This is a genomic window from Anaeromassilibacillus senegalensis, assembly GCF_001261775.1.
GTDB classification, from domain to species: domain Bacteria; phylum Bacillota; class Clostridia; order Oscillospirales; family Acutalibacteraceae; genus Anaeromassilibacillus; species Anaeromassilibacillus senegalensis.
This window is the reverse complement of record NZ_LN868538.1, coordinates 515,477-530,303: the sequence shown is the minus strand read 5'-3', so window position 1 is coordinate 530,303 and position 14,827 is coordinate 515,477. Positions and strand designations below refer to the sequence as shown.

The 14,827-nt window shown below is 57.1% G+C and carries 15 protein-coding genes; 4 read left to right on the top strand and 11 right to left on the bottom strand.

Annotated elements, in window-relative coordinates:
* Positions 1–10: 10 nt before the first annotated feature.
* Both BN2106_RS12680 and BN2106_RS12675 read right to left on the bottom strand, forming a co-directional pair.
* Positions 11–811 carry a putative ABC transporter permease gene (locus BN2106_RS12680; RefSeq protein WP_050698942.1) on the bottom strand — a complete coding sequence of 267 codons (801 nt, stop codon included), beginning with the start codon at positions 809–811 and terminating at the stop codon, positions 11–13.
* Positions 812–868: 57 nt separating this feature from the next.
* Positions 869–2,227, bottom strand: a complete 1,359-nt coding sequence (locus BN2106_RS12675) for an oligosaccharide flippase family protein (RefSeq protein WP_050698941.1) — start codon at positions 2,225–2,227, stop codon at positions 869–871.
* A 78-nt stretch (positions 2,228–2,305) separates the two neighbouring features.
* On the opposite strand from BN2106_RS12675, the gene prmA reads away from it, so the two are divergent.
* The gene (prmA, locus tag BN2106_RS12670) at positions 2,306–3,238 is read left to right on the top strand and encodes a 50S ribosomal protein L11 methyltransferase (protein ID WP_050698940.1); all 933 of its coding nucleotides are present in this window, start codon (positions 2,306–2,308) and stop codon (positions 3,236–3,238) included.
* A gap of 122 nt (positions 3,239–3,360) precedes the next feature.
* Entirely contained in the window at positions 3,361–4,581 is a 1,221-nt protein-coding gene (locus BN2106_RS12665) for a cation:proton antiporter (RefSeq protein ID WP_050698939.1), read from the top strand.
* A gap of 64 nt (positions 4,582–4,645) precedes the next feature.
* Here the strand turns inward: BN2106_RS12665 and BN2106_RS12660 are convergent, their stop codons facing one another.
* From BN2106_RS12660 to BN2106_RS12620, 9 genes are all read right to left on the bottom strand, one after another.
* Positions 4,646–5,524 (bottom strand): NAD-dependent epimerase/dehydratase family protein, encoded by an 879-nt coding sequence (locus BN2106_RS12660; RefSeq protein ID WP_050698938.1) that lies wholly within the window; start codon positions 5,522–5,524, stop codon positions 4,646–4,648.
* A gap of 19 nt (positions 5,525–5,543) precedes the next feature.
* Positions 5,544–6,668, bottom strand: a complete 1,125-nt coding sequence (pheA, locus tag BN2106_RS12655; protein WP_050698937.1) for a prephenate dehydratase — start codon at positions 6,666–6,668, stop codon at positions 5,544–5,546.
* Positions 6,665–7,780, bottom strand: a complete 1,116-nt coding sequence (gene aroC / locus BN2106_RS12650; protein WP_050698936.1) for a chorismate synthase — start codon at positions 7,778–7,780, stop codon at positions 6,665–6,667. The genes pheA and aroC overlap by 4 nt, the downstream gene beginning before the upstream one ends.
* Entirely contained in the window at positions 7,761–9,029 is a 1,269-nt protein-coding gene (aroA, locus tag BN2106_RS12645; protein WP_050698935.1) for a 3-phosphoshikimate 1-carboxyvinyltransferase, read from the bottom strand. Before aroA ends, aroC begins: the two co-directional genes overlap by 20 nt.
* Positions 9,022–10,083 carry a 3-dehydroquinate synthase gene (gene aroB / locus BN2106_RS12640; RefSeq protein WP_050698934.1) on the bottom strand — a complete coding sequence of 354 codons (1,062 nt, stop codon included), beginning with the start codon at positions 10,081–10,083 and terminating at the stop codon, positions 9,022–9,024. Before aroB ends, aroA begins: the two co-directional genes overlap by 8 nt.
* A complete protein-coding gene (locus BN2106_RS12635) occupies positions 10,084–10,920 on the bottom strand; it encodes a prephenate dehydrogenase (protein WP_050698933.1) in 837 nt (278 codons plus the stop codon).
* A 335-nt stretch (positions 10,921–11,255) separates the two neighbouring features.
* A complete protein-coding gene (aroF, locus tag BN2106_RS12630) occupies positions 11,256–12,287 on the bottom strand; it encodes a 3-deoxy-7-phosphoheptulonate synthase (protein WP_050698932.1) in 1,032 nt (343 codons plus the stop codon).
* 328 nt (positions 12,288–12,615) lie between these two features.
* The gene (locus BN2106_RS12625; protein ID WP_050698931.1) at positions 12,616–13,128 is read right to left on the bottom strand and encodes a shikimate kinase; all 513 of its coding nucleotides are present in this window, start codon (positions 13,126–13,128) and stop codon (positions 12,616–12,618) included.
* Positions 13,125–14,009, bottom strand: a complete 885-nt coding sequence (locus BN2106_RS12620; RefSeq protein WP_050698930.1) for a shikimate dehydrogenase family protein — start codon at positions 14,007–14,009, stop codon at positions 13,125–13,127. Before BN2106_RS12620 ends, BN2106_RS12625 begins: the two co-directional genes overlap by 4 nt.
* Before the next feature lie 222 nt (positions 14,010–14,231).
* On the opposite strand from BN2106_RS12620, the gene acpP reads away from it, so the two are divergent.
* On the top strand, positions 14,232–14,459 hold the full coding sequence (gene acpP / locus BN2106_RS12615; RefSeq protein ID WP_050698929.1) for an acyl carrier protein: 228 nt from the start codon (positions 14,232–14,234) through the stop codon (positions 14,457–14,459).
* A gap of 151 nt (positions 14,460–14,610) precedes the next feature.
* Positions 14,611–14,805 carry a hypothetical protein gene (locus BN2106_RS12610; protein WP_050698928.1) on the top strand — a complete coding sequence of 65 codons (195 nt, stop codon included), beginning with the start codon at positions 14,611–14,613 and terminating at the stop codon, positions 14,803–14,805.
* Positions 14,806–14,827 lie beyond the last annotated feature (22 nt).

Here is a 14,827-nt window from a genome sequence, read left to right as displayed (position 1 = left end):
ACAATGTTTTTTAGTTTTTCCGGTTTTGCATCCGCTCCCGCAATGCCTGCTGCATATGCGCCAGCGATTCGCTGTGGCGGATGGATTTCATGGTCGGGAAAGCGTTGATCAGGCGGCGGTGCAGAAGCCTGCTTTCCTGTTCCAGTGCCTTCTGCCGGCTGCGCAGGGCTTCCAGCCGCGCTTTTGTCCCTTCCTCCAGGCGAGCTTTGGTTTCCAGCACCGTGCGGCGCTTTTCGTCCAGAACGGTTCCGCCCTTCTCGCGGATTTCGTCCAGTACCCTTTGCAGCTCGGCCAGCCTGCCGTTGAGCTGCAGGATCGTGCGCACTGTGATCGCGGTATCACATAGAAAGTAGATTCCCAGTGCGATGGTGAGCGCCAGCAACCAGTCGGCGGGGATTTGCGCAAGCAGGTGCAGGATGGACGGATGTACCCGGTGTGTGACGATCACGCCCATCACGCCGAACAACAACGCGTTGCCCAGGCAGACGCGCCCTTGCAAGTTAAAGCGGCGGTGGGAGTAATCCCACCATTTGGTGTGGAACAGCTTTTCCAAGAGAAACCCCGTAACATATTCTAAAATACTGGTTACCACAACGGACGCCAGGTATAAAACCGCCGGATTTCCCGCGAACGGCGCAAGCAGCTTTATCACCAGCAGCGCACCCACGCCGTAAATGGGGCAGAAGGGGCCGTTCAGAAATCCGCGATTAATCAATTTTTCGGCAATGACGGAACAATAAATGCTTTCACACATCCAGCCGATGAAGCTGTAGATGGTGAACAGGAGGAACAGCTCGGATAAATTCTGCAAAAAAACGCCTCCCGTATCAAAATTTATACTTAATCATAGCTGTTTCGACTTTCTTTGTCAACAAAGCTGCCGGATCAGTGTCAATACATAGTAGAGCAGCGCGGCGCTTACGGCAGGCGTGAGGATCCAACCGACAATATCCACCTCCACGCGGGCGACCTTCAGAAGCCGGCTGATGCTCAGGGAAGCGTTGAAGATTTCGCTGAGAAACAGGATGAAGATATACGCCTTGACGCCGAACAGGGGCAGCGCCGTCGCAATCAAAATGACCCGCATGATGGAGTCCATAAAGTTGTATTTAAAGGAATACATCTGCTGATCCAGCCCCTTAAGCATGCCGTCCACCACGCTGTCCAGATACATCAGAGGAATGATGGGCGCCATAATGCGCAGGAACATGCCCGCTTCCCGGCTGTTATAAAAGGCAGTGCCCAGGTCTTCGGCGTATACGATCAACAGGGTTGTGACCAGAAAAGAGAACAATAGGGTAAAGCGGAAGGTGCGCGACGCGGATTCCTCAATGGATTTGTGTTTTCCCTGCGCGTTCGCCTCCGCAAGCTCCGGGATCAGCATGGAGGACATGGAGGACAGGAACGAAGACGGAAAAAACAGGATGGGCATCACCATGCCCTGAATGATGCCGTATTGGGACAGGGCGGAAGAGCTGTCCGCGCCGAAGCGTTTGAGTCCACGCGGCACCAGCAGGTTTTCCGTGCTGCTCAGAAAGCTGCGGATGAACGAACCGCTGAGAACCGGCATGGCGATGTGCGCAATCTGCCGGTACCCGGCGGACCGGCTGCAGTCCGCCGCTGGGCGCTTGCGCGTCATGATGCGGTACACAAAGAACACCACCGCGCAGGAGGCGACTTCGCCCACGGTGGAGGCCAGCATCAGCGCGCTGAACGGCGTGAAGACAAAGAAAAAGGCAATCGTCGCACCGATGGTGGTAAATTGCTCCAGAAGTTCCGCCAGGGCGGGCACCACGCTGTTGCGGACGGCGAGGAAATAGCCTTTGAGGCAAGCGCAGATCGCCATGAAGGGCAGGCCGGGGGCCAGGAGACGCAGCGGCAGGCCGCTTTCGATGTTCAGAAACTGCCGCGCGAAGAAATCAGAGCCGATCCACAGCACGGCAGCCGCCAGAAAACTGACGGACAGGGAAAAAATCAGGCATTTGCGAATGCAGGGCCGCGTGCCGCGGCCTTCCGCCACCATGCGGGTGACCGTCAGTCCCGCCCCACTGGTGCAGGTGGCGATTGCAAGGGAGAAAATCGAAAAGATCAGCTGGTACAGGCCCATGCCTTCCGTGCCGATTTTTCCGATGATGTATACGCGGAACCAGATGTTGCAGAACCGCAAAAGGAGCGTGCCTCCCGTCAGGATCGCCGTGTTTGCCAGAAATTCGCCCCGCTTCTTCACTGCATCGCCTCCTTTGCCTGTACATACCATATATATTGGTATATAATAAAATTTATCATCAAAGTTTTGGAGGGCGTTATGGACTGGACAGAAGTGACCGTTTCCGTCGATGCAAAAGAAGTGGACCGCGCGGGGGATATCGCGCAGATGGTGGTGCCGTACGGCATCTATATTGAGGACTATTCCCATTTGGAGGAAGAGGCGTGGGAGATCGCGCACATCGACCTGATCGACGAGGACCTGCTGAAAAAGGACCGCACCAAAGCGCTGGTGCATGTTTACATCAGCCCGGAGGCAAACCCGGCGGAGGCAATCGCCTTTCTGAGCGAACGCTACAACGCGGAAGGCATCGCGCACACCATTTCCACCGCCGCCTGTGTGGAGGAGGACTGGATCAACAACTGGAAAAAGTATTTTAAACCGATCCCGGTGGGAGAAAAGCTGCTGATCCGCCCCAACTGGGAAAATGAGTTTGACGCGCAGGGCCGTACGGTGCTGCACCTGGAGCCTGGCCTGGCCTTCGGCACCGGTACGCACGAGACGACGCGTTTGTGCATGGAGCTGCTGGAACAGGTGGTCCGGCCCGGCAGCACCGTGCTGGATGTGGGCTGCGGGAGCGGCATCCTCTCCGTTGCGGCGCTGCTGCTGGGGGCGCAGAGCGCCGTCGGCGTGGACATCGACGAGCTGGCGGTCAAAACAGCGGTACAGAACGCGGAGCTCAACGGCGTGCAGGAAAAATTTACAGCGATTTGCGGCAACCTGACGGACAAGGTCAGCGGGACTTACGACGTGGTGGTGGCCAATATTGTGGCGGATATCATCATCCTGCTGACGGAGGATGTGCGGCAGTTTTTGGCGCCGGATGCCGTCTACCTGATGAGCGGCATTATCGATACGCGCGAACAGGATGTTCTGCGCGCACTGGCGGGGAAATTTACAATCTTTGACCGCCGTGAGGAGAAGGGGTGGATTGCGCTGGCGGCAAGGCCGGTTAATCCGCAACCGAAATAGGCAAAAAATTCCCTCGAAGACACTCGGATTTTGTCAGGTCTTTCATTGACAAGTCCCCCTTCTGAGTCGTAAACTTTAATTTGTTGAAAAATTATGAACGAGATATGAGGGGGACTTGAACAATGTCGTACGACTTTTTCCTGGATTTGGGAATCATTGTGATTGCGGCGAAGCTGTTTGGAATTTTATTTCGGAAAATTCACATCCCGCAGGTGGTGGGAGAGATCGTCGCGGGCCTGATCATCGGCCCGAATGTGCTGGGAATTGTGGATTCCAGCGAGTTTCTGGTCAAGATGGCGGAGATCGGCGTCATCATGCTGATGTTTGTGGCCGGACTGGAAACCGATTTAAAAGAGTTGAAGAGCACCGGCGGCCCCGCTTTTCTGATCGCCTGCATGGGTGTTCTGGTGCCGCTGGGCGGCGGATACCTGCTGTACTCCCTGTTTAACGGCTTTGCGCCGGCAATGTCGGAGGGTTTCTTTAAGGCAGTGTTCATCGGTGTGATTTTGACCGCGACGTCTGTCAGCATCACCGTGCAGACCCTGCGCGAGATGGGACGGCTGAAGGGAAAAGTGGGAACGACGATCCTGAGCGCCGCGATCATCGACGACGTGATCGGGATTATCCTCTTGACTTTTGTCGTCGGCATGAAGGACCCGAGCGTCAACCCGAGCAGCGTGCTGATCAACACCGGCCTGTTCTTTGTTTTTGCGGCGGTGATCGGTATGCTGTGCTACTACTTCTTCAAGTGGCTGGATAAGCGGTATCCGCGTCAGAGAAGATTGCCGATTTACGGTTTTGCGCTCTGCCTGATCCTGGCCTATGTCGCGGAGCGTTTCTTCGGCATCGCGGACATCACCGGCGCGTATCTGGCGGGCATTATCCTCTGCAATGTGCGCTCTTCGGAATACATTGTCGAGAAAGTGGACGTCAACGCCTATATGCTGTTTGGCCCGATCTTCTTTGCCAGCATCGGTCTGAAGACGGAGATCAAGGGTATGACCCCCACGCTGCTGTTTTTCTCCCTGGCGCTGGTGGTTGTAGCGCTGGCAACCAAAATTATTGGCTGCGGTCTGGCGGCCAAGGTTACAAAATTCAACTGGAATGAGTCGCTGAAGATCGGCGTGGGCATGATGACGCGCGGCGAGGTTGCGCTGATTGTCGGACAGAAGGGCCTGGCCGTTGGATTGCTGGAGCCGGTTCTCTTCAGCGCCATCATCATCCTGATCATTGTTTCCTCCATTATTACACCGATCATCCTGAAGGTCCTGTACCGGAAGGATCCACCGGCGGAGGTGGAAACAAAAGCGGTTACAGCTCCGGCGGCCGCAGCGCAGGCATAGACAAACTGATCAAGAAAAATCCCGCACAGTCTTGCAGATTCTGCAAAGCTGTGCGGGATTTCTTTTATATGGAAACGCGAGCCTGTTGAATGAAAGCATCCAGCAGCGTGTAGATCCAGTCATCCAGATTGGAAAAAGAGAACCCAAGGCGGCTGGCCAAAGCCGTGTCGATGGAATAGGGCCCGGTTCCATTGTAAGGGGCGGGCAGTCCCTTTGGATTGAGAAGCGCCTGCATCCCGGTCTGCCGTTCTACATATTGCAGGATTTCCCGGATCGAAATCGTCCCGGCGCTTGCTCCGTTGAGCGGGCCGGTGTAGTCCTGCACGGCAGCCCAGGCGAGAAAGCGTCCCGCCTCCGGTGCGTGGACGAACGCCATCTGCGCGTCAAGGTTGTCAATATGCATGGGAATTCCTTTGATCGCATTTTCCACGTAAAAATACAGCCTCCGGGTGTAGTCGTCCTCCCCGATGACAAAGGGGAACCGGACGGCGACGGCGGGAATCGACGGGTATATCTGGCGAAGGGCCGCTTCCGCCTGCTGCTTACATGCGGCATAGGAATCGTCCCCTCTGCCGCACCATTTGAGAGGGATTTGCAGGGGATCAAAATCCGCCTCTGTGGTATGAAGCGCCAGCGGCTGGTAGACCGCGGTGGAAGAGGTCATGACGTATCGGTATGGATGATACGAGTCCAACAGCGCGCGCACGTCGTTGGAGGTATAGGCCAGGCTGTCGCAGACGACGTCGAAGGACTTTCCCAAAAGGGCCTGACAGATGCAGTCTGCGTCCGTCCGTTCCAGTACGATGCGCTCCACTGTATTGCCGAAGGGGTCCGGTGTTTGTCCCCGGGTTGCAATGGTAACGGAATGCCCCTTCGCGAGCAGCGCGGAAACCATGTGCCTGCCGAAAAAGCGTGTGCCGCCTAAAACCAGAATGCGCTTCATGAAAAGACCTCCCTGTTTGTTATTCCTGTTCCAGATAGTTGCCGAGGAAGGAAAATCGTGGAAGCTCGTCGCTCAAAGCGGCAATCAGGTCGAGCGTATGCGGTTCCAGCACGTTGCCGGTAAAGTCAAGGTAAAAATCGTACTCGAAGGTTTTGCCCGCGATGGGACGGCTCTCGATCTTCGTCAGGTTCAGCCCCGCGGCGGCAAAGCGTGCCAGAACGCCATGCAGGGTGCCGGTGCGGTGCGGCAAAGAGAAACACAGGCTGATTTTATTGGCGCCCTGCGGAATAAACATCCGGCGGCTGATGGCGATGAAACGCGTGCAGTTGTTGCTGCTGTTCTGGATGTCCTTCGCCAGAATCTGCAGACCGTATTCCTGCGCGGCGGGCTCGGAGCAGATTGCCGCCGTGCCGGGCTGCCGTTCCTGTGCAACCTTCTGGGCCGCCGCCGCCGTAGCGGAACAGGGGACCGTCTGCAAATGGTGTTCCGCGATGAAGTTGGAGCACTGCGCAATCGGTTGCGGATGGGAATAGGCGGTGCGGACGTCCTCCATTTGGGTGCCCTCCGGCACTGCCAGGCAGTTATGGATCTGCAGCGTTTCCGCCGCTACAATATAAAAGCGGTATTTTAAGATCAAGTCATACACTTCACTGACGGAGCCTGCGGAGGAATTTTCCACGGGAAGCACGCCGAGGTCGGCTTCTCCGCCGGCAACAGCATCAAAGATTGCAGCGAAGTTGTCAAAGAAAAGCGGTTCTGCCTGTGGATACAGCCCTTTGACCGCCTCGTGGGAAAAGGAGCCGTTGACGCCCAGGCAGGCGATGCGGTCGGTTTTGACCGGGGCAGGCTCCGCGTTCTCCATCAGCTCGCGCAGTTCTCTCCCGCTTCCTAAAAGATTGTGCTGGATCGCACGGCTCATATCCATCAAGGTGGCGTAGAGCATGCGGGCTTCCCCGGCGTAGCGGTCCGCCCGCTGCGCCATGGAATCGAGAATCTCCTGCTCGCGCGCGGAGTTGAGTACGGGAAGATTTTGTTCCCGTTTGATTTCCGCCACCTGCCCGGCACAATCCATGCGCTTGAGGAACAGCGGAAGCAGCTGGCTGTCGATCGCGTCGATTTCCCTGCGCACTTCTTCCAATGTCATGCGCGCCAGCCCCCTTCCGGATTGCCGCCCGTCAGGATGCCGTCAAAATTCATCAGCGCGACAGCCGCCGCGGCTTCCACCACAGGGACGGCGCGCGGCACAATACAGGGATCGTGCCTTCCATGCACCGATAATACCTGCTCCTGTTTGGTCTGCAAATTGACGCTCTGCTGGTTCTGGCTGATGGAGGCCGTCGGCTTGATCCCCACGCGGAAAACCATCGGCATGCCGGTGGTGATGCCGCCCAGAATGCCGCCCGCATGGTTGGAGCGGGTGCGCACCGCACCCGTTTCGTCATAGTAGAATGGGTCGTTGTTTTCGATGCCGCGCAGTGCGCAGGAGCCGAAGCCGTCGCCGAATTCCACGCCTTTGACGGCGGGGATGCCGAACAGGATGGAGGATAAGACCGGTTCAATGCCGCCGAACAGCGGCCCCCCGACGCCCGCGGGCGCGCCTGTGATCGCGCATTCCACAACGCCGCCGACGCTGTCCTGCGCCATGCGCGCTTCTTCGATCAGCGCGCGCATCTCCTCTTTTTTCTCCACGTCGATGACTGGGAAGTACGCGGCGGAAAGCTCCTCCAGCAGCTGATCCGGAATTTGCACCGGATCAAATGGAATGTCCGCGACGGAGGCGACGGACGCCACGTGCCCGCCGATACGGATGCCCCGCCGCGCCAGAATCTGGCGGCAAACAGCGCCCGCAAATACGAGCGGTGCGGTCAGGCGGCCGGAGAAATGCCCGCCGCCGCGGATGTCGTTGCAGCCGTGGTAGAGGAGATAGGCCGGATAATCGGAATGGCCGGGACGCGGAACGTCCAGCAGGTTGCCGTAATCCTGCGAACGCGTATTGGTATTCTCAATTACGGCGCAGAGCGGCGCGCCCGTCGTGGTGTGGTTCAGCAGGCCGCTGACCACCCGCGGGAAGTCGCTCTCTTTGCGCGGCGTCGCGGATTTGTCCTGTCCAGGCGCGCGGCGCCGCATCTGCTCCAGGACGGCGTCCATGTCAATCGGTTCGCCGGCGGGCAGGCCGTCGATCACAACGCCGATGGCAATGCCGTGGCTCTCCCCAAAGATCGAAATTTTGACTTTTTCACCCCATGCTGATGACATCTGCTTTTCCTCCCAGTCTGTTGTAATCCGCAAAAAAGGCGGGATAGCTTTTATTAATACTCTCCGCGTCGGTGATGGTCACCGGCCCGTCCGCTTTCAGGGCGGCGATGGAAAGGGCCATCACAATACGATGGTCGTTGTAGCCTTCAACGGTACCGCCGTGCAGGCGCTCCACACCGTCGATCAGCAGGCCGTCGTCTGTCTCCTGCACATGCGCACCCAAACGGTTCAGGCAGTCCGCCATTGCGGCGAGCCGGTCGCTTTCCTTGATGCGCAGCCGCGCCGCATGGTAAATGCGGGTGCGGCCTTTGGCGAGCGCGGCGGTGGCGGCCAGAATCGGAACGAGATCGGGAATCTGCGCGGCGTCAATCTCCATTCCGTATAATTCTTTTTGTTCTATACATAAAGTTTCACCTTTCCACGCGGTTTTCGCTCCAAAAGCGGCAAAAAGCGCTTCCGCCGCGCGGTCGCCCTGTGTGGAATCCCGTTTCAATCCGTCGATGGAAAGGGAGCCACCCAGTGCGCCGGCAGCCAGAAAGAACGCCGCCTGCGACCAGTCTCCCTCTACCCGGAAGTCCTGTGCATGGTAGTTTTGCCCGCCGGGGACACACCAGCCGTTTTCAATGGATTCTACGGTGACGCCGAATGCCGCCATGGCCTCCAGCGTCATGTCCACATAGGCTGCGCTTTCCAGAGGAGAAGAAAGTTGGATGACGCTGTCCCCCTTCAAAAGCGGGCAGGCGAGCAGCAGTCCGGTGATGAACTGGGAACTGATATTTCCGGGCAGTATAAAACAACCGGGTTTTAACGTTCCGTTAATGGAAAGCGGCAATCCGCCCTCGGTTTGACAGGAAACGCCGTGTTCCGGCAGCAAATCCAGATAAATGCCAATGGGCCGTTCGGGAAGGCGCCCGTGACCGGTAAAGGTTGCCTGCATTCCATAGGCAGCACAGATGGGAATTAAAAAACGCAGAGAAGAACCGCTTTCCCCGCAATCAATCTCCGCGCTTTTTTGCGGCGCGTTTCCGGCGGAGACCCGGTAGACGGGCCCGTCAGCTGTAATCTCCGCCCCCAGTGCGCGAGCGGCTTCCGCCGTCACGCGGATGTCATTGGATTCCGCGATGGGGGAAAGGCGACTTTCGCCGTCTGCCAATGCGGCGCAGAGGATGGCCCGGTGTGCCGCGCTTTTTGAACAGGGGACAGTCACAGATCCATTTAAAACGGAAGGTGCAATGACGACATTATGCATGGCAGCCCTCCGCCAGAGAGGGGAGTTCCGTGCGTGACACCGAATGCACGAAGCTTTCTCCGATTTTCTCCAGCAGCACAAGGCCGATGGAGGAACCGCTGCTCTTTTTATCCGATGCCGTCGCAGCGACGATTTGCTCCAGCGGCAGATCGCTCGAGGTGGGAAGGCTGTACTTTTGCAGTACGGCAACGATTTGATCCGCCGTTCCCTGTTCCGTCAGTCCGGCGTTTTCGCCCAGCCGCGCCATCATCACCATGCCGATGCCGACCGCTTCCCCATGGGACAAACCCTCATAATGGTGCAGCTTTTCCAGCGCGTGGCCAAACGTGTGCCCGAAGTTGAGCAGCGCGCGCTCGCCGGTGTCAAATTCGTCGCGCTCCACGACGTCCCGTTTGATGTCCACACAGCGATAGATGATCTCGTCCATACTGGCGTGGATGTCCTCCGCCTGCGCGATGCGGTCGAACAGCGCCCGGCTCTTGATGCAGCCGTATTTGATCACCTCGCCCATGCCGTCCGCAAAGTAATGCGCGGGCAGGGTGGAGAGCGTGTCCGGGTCGATCAGCACAAAGGAAGGCTGATGGAACGCACCCACCAGATTTTTGCCCTGCGGCAGGTCCACGCCAGTCTTGCCTCCCACGGAAGAATCCACTTGGGACAACAGGGTAGTGGGGACCTGTACAAACGGAATGCCGCGCAGGTAAGAGGCGGCGGCAAAGCCCGCCATGTCGCCCGTAACGCCGCCGCCCAGCGCGACAACGAAGTCGCTGCGGGTGATGTGGGCTTCCGCCATGTGGGAATACATGCCCTCGATGGTGTGCAGCCGCTTGGAGGCCTCGCCCGCCGGGAACGCGCAGCTGGTGACGGAGAAGCCCGCGCCGCGCAGGGAGGCGGAGACGCGTTCCAGATAAAGCGGCGCGACATGGGTGTCTGTTACGACAACCGCCTTCGCGCCGGATGGAAAAAGGGAAGCGCAGCGCGCGCCGATCTGGTCCAGCGCGCCGCGTTCAATCCATATTTGATAGCTTTTTGAGGTGTATACGGTCAGTTCCATTTATTCGCCAAGCCTTTCTTTGATTTCCCGGCCCTGCCGCAGCAGGCCGCGCAGGGCGTCCGCGTCGCGCTGCCGGACAGCGCTGCTAATACGGGTGATATTTTCTATCAGGATGTCCAGTTCGGTGGTCAGAGCGTCTGCGTTGTCGAGGAACAGCTCTGTCCAAAGCGTCTCATTGATGCGCGCCACGCGGGAGACGTCGCGGTAGCTGCCGGCGGAAAAGCCGTTGTGTTCCGGGCAGCGCGGGCTCATCACATAGGCGCAGGCCAGAACATGGGGCAGCTGCGACGTGTAGGCGATCATTGCGTCGTGGTGTTCCGGCGTGGTGACCACCGTGCCGCCAAAGCCCAGCTCAATCGCGATGGCCTTGAGTGTGTCCACCGCGCGCATGGGTGCGCCGCAGGGGACGATGATGTAGCTGGCCCCGTCAAAGAGGTCCGCGTCGCTGGCGGCAAAGCCGTTCTGCTCCTTACCCGCCATGGGATGCCCGCCGACAAACGTAAAGCCGAATTGTGCCGCCAGCTTCGGCAGGTGCGCACAGATTTCCGTCTTAATGCCGCAAGTATCCGTCACAATGCAGGAGGGGCGGATTTTTGCGCCGTGTTCCCGGATAAAGTCGATATCCGCCTGCGGATACAGGCAGAGGAAGAGCATGTCCGCGTTTTGCAGTTCTTCGTCTCCGGCGACCCGGTCGATCGCGCCGCATGCCAACGCGGCGCGCAGGACCTCCGGATCACGGTCCGTGCCGGTGACGGTGCACGCACTGTATTTTTGAAAGGCTTTGGCCAGCGAACCGCCGATCAGGCCAAGCCCGACGATCACAATATTCTGTTTCATTTAGATGCCTCTTTCCGCAAAGCCCCACACAGGAAAACGCTTTGCCGCTGTAATCCAATATAGTATAGCAAATGCGGGAGGGGTCCGTCAATTCCGGGGAAACGGAGCGTCTTTTATTGCGCCCATGGTTTATAGAAAATTCCGAATAACCACGCGCAACAAAAATTGATTGCTGTGGCTCTCCTATCATTCCACGCGGAGATTTCCTCGGAATCAACTGTTTTTTTATTGCGCCCATGGTTTATAGAAAATCCCGAAAAACCACGCGCAACAAAAATGGACTGCTGTGGCTCTCCTATCATTCCACACGGAGATTTTCTTGGAATCAACTGTTTTTATTCCGCGCGCTCCAGGCGGGACAGCGCTTCCTTACTGCGAAGGATATGCGCGGCGATGTGGTCGAACTGGTCCGGGGTGAGGGACTGTGCGCCGTCGGAAAGAGCCTTGGCCGGGTTGTTGTGTACCTCGATGATCAGTCCGTCTGCGCCCGCGGCAACCGCCGCCATGGCAAGCGGTTCCACCAGCCAGGAGATGCCGCCCGCGTGGCTTGGATCGACCACGACCGGCAGATGGGAAAGCTTCTTGAGGATCGGGATGGCGGAAATATCGAGCGTGTTGCGGGTGTAGGTCTCATAGGTGCGGATGCCGCGTTCGCACAGGATCACCTGGTCGTTGCCGCCCGCCATGATGTACTCAGCGCTCATCAGCAATTCCTCAACGGTGCTGGACAGGCCGCGTTTCAGCAGGATGGGCTTGTTGATCTTGCCCAGCGCCTTGAGCAGTTCAAAGTTCTGCATATTGCGTGCGCCCACCTGGATGATGTCCACGCCCTCTTCTTCGAACAGCGGGATGTGCGCGATGCTCATGATCTCTGTCACGATGGGCAGGCCGGTTTTGGCCTTCGCCTTTTTGAGCAGCTCCAGGCCCTCCGCCTTCAGGCCCTGGAACGCATAGGGGGAGGTTCTCGGCTTGAAGGCGCCGCCGCGCAGGAAGGTTGCGCCCGACGCTTTAACGCGCTCCGCCACCTCGCAGATCTGTGCTTCGCACTCTACGGAGCACGGGCCCGCCATCAGGGTCAGGCTGCCGTCTCCAATCTTCTGCCCGCCGGGCAGAGTGATCACAGTATTATCCGGATGGAATTTCCGGTTCGCTTTTTTATATGGTTCCTGCACACGCTTCACACTTTCTACAAAATCCTGTGCGGCGATATAGTCGATGTCGATCGAGGTGGTATCGCCGATCAATCCCAATACGGTACTCTGTGTTCCCACCCAGGTATTGACTTTGACGTTATAGTCGTTCATCAGGCTTTCGGTAAAGCTTTTCACTTGGGGCTCCGTGCACTGCGGTTTTAAAACGATAATCATGTTGATTCCCTCCGAATTTTTTATTTATGTATGCAAAAAAGCGGAGCTGCGATGCAGCTCCGCTTAAAAACAGCCTGGTTACAATATGGGTATGCTTCGGCTATTTCCTTCTACGGGAGTCGTCACAGCGAATAAAATTGCATGCACAAAAATCCCACGCCCAAAAAAAGCGGGGATAGCCAAAGCTTGTAAATCGTGTTGTGTTCGCAATTGTACGCATGATGAAACTCCTTACAGGAAAAATCTTATTCGTATCATAATACGGGAGAAGGGGTTTGTCAAGAAAAGTTTTTTAAAAATCGGCAAAATTTTGTCTGCATGCAGCCGCTTATCCCTTCCGTACGCGGTCCAGAATCTGTGCCGCCACCTTCTCCGCGGGATAGCCGCCCTCCACAATCAAATCCGCCGCCATGCAGTAGGCGGGCATGCGTCTGCGGTACAGGTCGGCGATGAATTGTTTCCGGTCCGGCCGCTGCAAAAGAGGGCGGAAGGTATCGTTTCTCAGACGCTCCTGGAGGATGGAAAGCGGCGTATCCAACAGAACGATAGAGCCGTTTTTGCGGAAAATCCGCACATTTTCCGCGCGCAGGAGGGTGCCGCCGCCCGCGGCGATCACCAAGCCCGTCCGGTTGGAAAGCGCCTTTGCGGCTTCCGTTTCCATGCGGCGGAACGCTTCCTCGCCCTGCTCGGCGAAGATGGCGCTGACGGTTTTGCCCTGCTGTTCCGCGATATAGTCGTCCAGATCGATAAACTGCATTTTGGCGAGCGGCGCCAGACGGCGGCCCACCGTCGTTTTACCGCTGCCCATAAATCCGCAGAGGATGATGTTCTTCTGTTTCATCGGAAAATCCGCTCCATTTCTGCGACCGCGTCACGGCAGAGCGCGTCGACGTCTTTCGCATGAAACTGTGCGCCATGCCAGATTACCTGAGCGGCGGCGGCCTGTCCCACCAGCATCGCCATACCGCCCACGGCCTTTGCGCCGTTTGCCTTGGCCTGGTTCAAGAGCAACGTTTCGTCCGGATTGTAGACCGCGTCGAATACGGCGGCGCACCGCGCGATCACGGCGGCGGAAACCGGACAAGCGTCTGCGCGCGGGTACATGCCCGCGGGCGTACCGTTGACCAGAAGATCGAAATCGCCGGAAAGAGCGTCCAATTCCGCGGCGGCGATGCGGCCGTTCCGGCCTTCTTTGCGGAGCACCTCTTCCAATTCCCCGCAGAGTGCCTGTGCGTTGGAAAAACTGGATGGACGCGCGGCGATGGTGATGTCCGGCGATTCCGAAGCGGCGAGCGCTTCAAAGGCCATCACGCGGGAAACGCCGCCCGCGCCGAGGATCGCGATTCTGCCGGTCAGAGGGACGTCCGCGCCTTCCAGCGCGCGTGTGAAGCCTGCGCCGTCCGTCGTGTAGCCGGTCAGACGGCCGTTTTCGTTTTTGACGGTGTTGACGGAATGAAAAAAGGCGGCTTTTGGATCCAGTGCGTCCAGATGAGGAATAATCGCCTGCTTATGGGGAATTGTGATGTTGAATCCGTTCAACTCCCGCAGGCGGGGAAGAGAGGCTTCCAATTCCTCGGGCGGAATATCCATCACAAGGTAGGCTGCGGCCTGACGGTTCAGCTCAAAGAGACGGCTGTGAATAAAAGGGGACATTGTGTGAGCAATTGGATGGCCAATTACAGCAAATTGCTCAATTTCTGAAATCCGTTCGATTCGATGCATGATGTACTCCTTTGAGAAAATTTATAAAAATCATGGAATCGTATTGACAAAGCCGTGGATTGCTAATAATATGTTGTTAAGTCAATGGGGCGCCGGTAAAATTTGCCGGACAGCCTGGGGCAATTGTATCATACTTCGCGCTGCTTTGTCCACTTTCGACACCGAAAGAACGGCGGCGCTTTTGCATGTATGCCCACTTACAAATCAGAAGGAGGAAAAGACATGGTTCTGGAAAAGGTAAAAGCGATTCTGAGCGAGCAGTTCGATGTAGAGGAGGATTCCATTACTCCCGAAACAACCATCGCTGACGATCTGGGCGCTGATTCCTTGGACGTTGTCGATTTGCTGATGTCTATTGAAGACGAGTTTGAAATCGAAATTCCCGATGAAGAAATTGACAACATTAAGACGGTCGGGGAGCTCGTCAAGTACATCGAGGGAAATGTATAACCCGCAATATCGGTTTGTAATGAAATCCGCTGTGTGATACACGGCGGATTTTTTACTTGAAAAGGGCAGGCCTTTCCTATATAATGAAATGTACAAAATAAACGTCCGGTGTTCCGATAAGACGGACGGTTCCGGCAAAAGGAGGGTTCATATGCGCGTGTACATACTGGCGGCTGCGCCCGGCGCTGTGGACGCGGTATTTTTGCTGCTGCAAAGCCTTTTGGGAATTGCCGCCGTCATGGGATTGATCGGGCTGGCCCTTTGGGCAGTCGGCAAATTTGCCGCAAAGAAAGGGCAGGAGCATCCGCGGGAAGACGGGGATGAAAAACACGATAAACAGGCGTAACTGCCTGTGACAGAGGAGTAGA

Coding starts and splice junctions, on each gene's coding strand:
- prmA (WP_050698940.1), top strand. CDS start 2,306: ATGGACTGGACAGAAGTGACCGTTTCCGTCGATGCAAAAGAAGTGGAC.
- BN2106_RS12665 (WP_050698939.1), top strand. CDS start 3,361: ATGTCGTACGACTTTTTCCTGGATTTGGGAATCATTGTGATTGCGGCG.
- BN2106_RS12660 (WP_050698938.1), bottom strand. CDS start 5,524: ATGAAGCGCATTCTGGTTTTAGGCGGCACACGCTTTTTCGGCAGGCAC.
- pheA (WP_050698937.1), bottom strand. CDS start 6,668: ATGACATTGGAAGAAGTGCGCAGGGAAATCGACGCGATCGACAGCCAG.
- aroC (WP_050698936.1), bottom strand. CDS start 7,780: ATGTCATCAGCATGGGGTGAAAAAGTCAAAATTTCGATCTTTGGGGAG.
- aroA (WP_050698935.1), bottom strand. CDS start 9,029: ATGCATAATGTCGTCATTGCACCTTCCGTTTTAAATGGATCTGTGACT.
- aroB (WP_050698934.1), bottom strand. CDS start 10,083: ATGGAACTGACCGTATACACCTCAAAAAGCTATCAAATATGGATTGAA.
- BN2106_RS12635 (WP_050698933.1), bottom strand. CDS start 10,920: ATGAAACAGAATATTGTGATCGTCGGGCTTGGCCTGATCGGCGGTTCG.
- aroF (WP_050698932.1), bottom strand. CDS start 12,287: ATGATTATCGTTTTAAAACCGCAGTGCACGGAGCCCCAAGTGAAAAGC.
- BN2106_RS12625 (WP_050698931.1), bottom strand. CDS start 13,128: ATGAAACAGAAGAACATCATCCTCTGCGGATTTATGGGCAGCGGTAAA.
- BN2106_RS12620 (WP_050698930.1), bottom strand. CDS start 14,009: ATGCATCGAATCGAACGGATTTCAGAAATTGAGCAATTTGCTGTAATT.
- acpP (WP_050698929.1), top strand. CDS start 14,232: ATGGTTCTGGAAAAGGTAAAAGCGATTCTGAGCGAGCAGTTCGATGTA.
- BN2106_RS12610 (WP_050698928.1), top strand. CDS start 14,611: ATGCGCGTGTACATACTGGCGGCTGCGCCCGGCGCTGTGGACGCGGTA.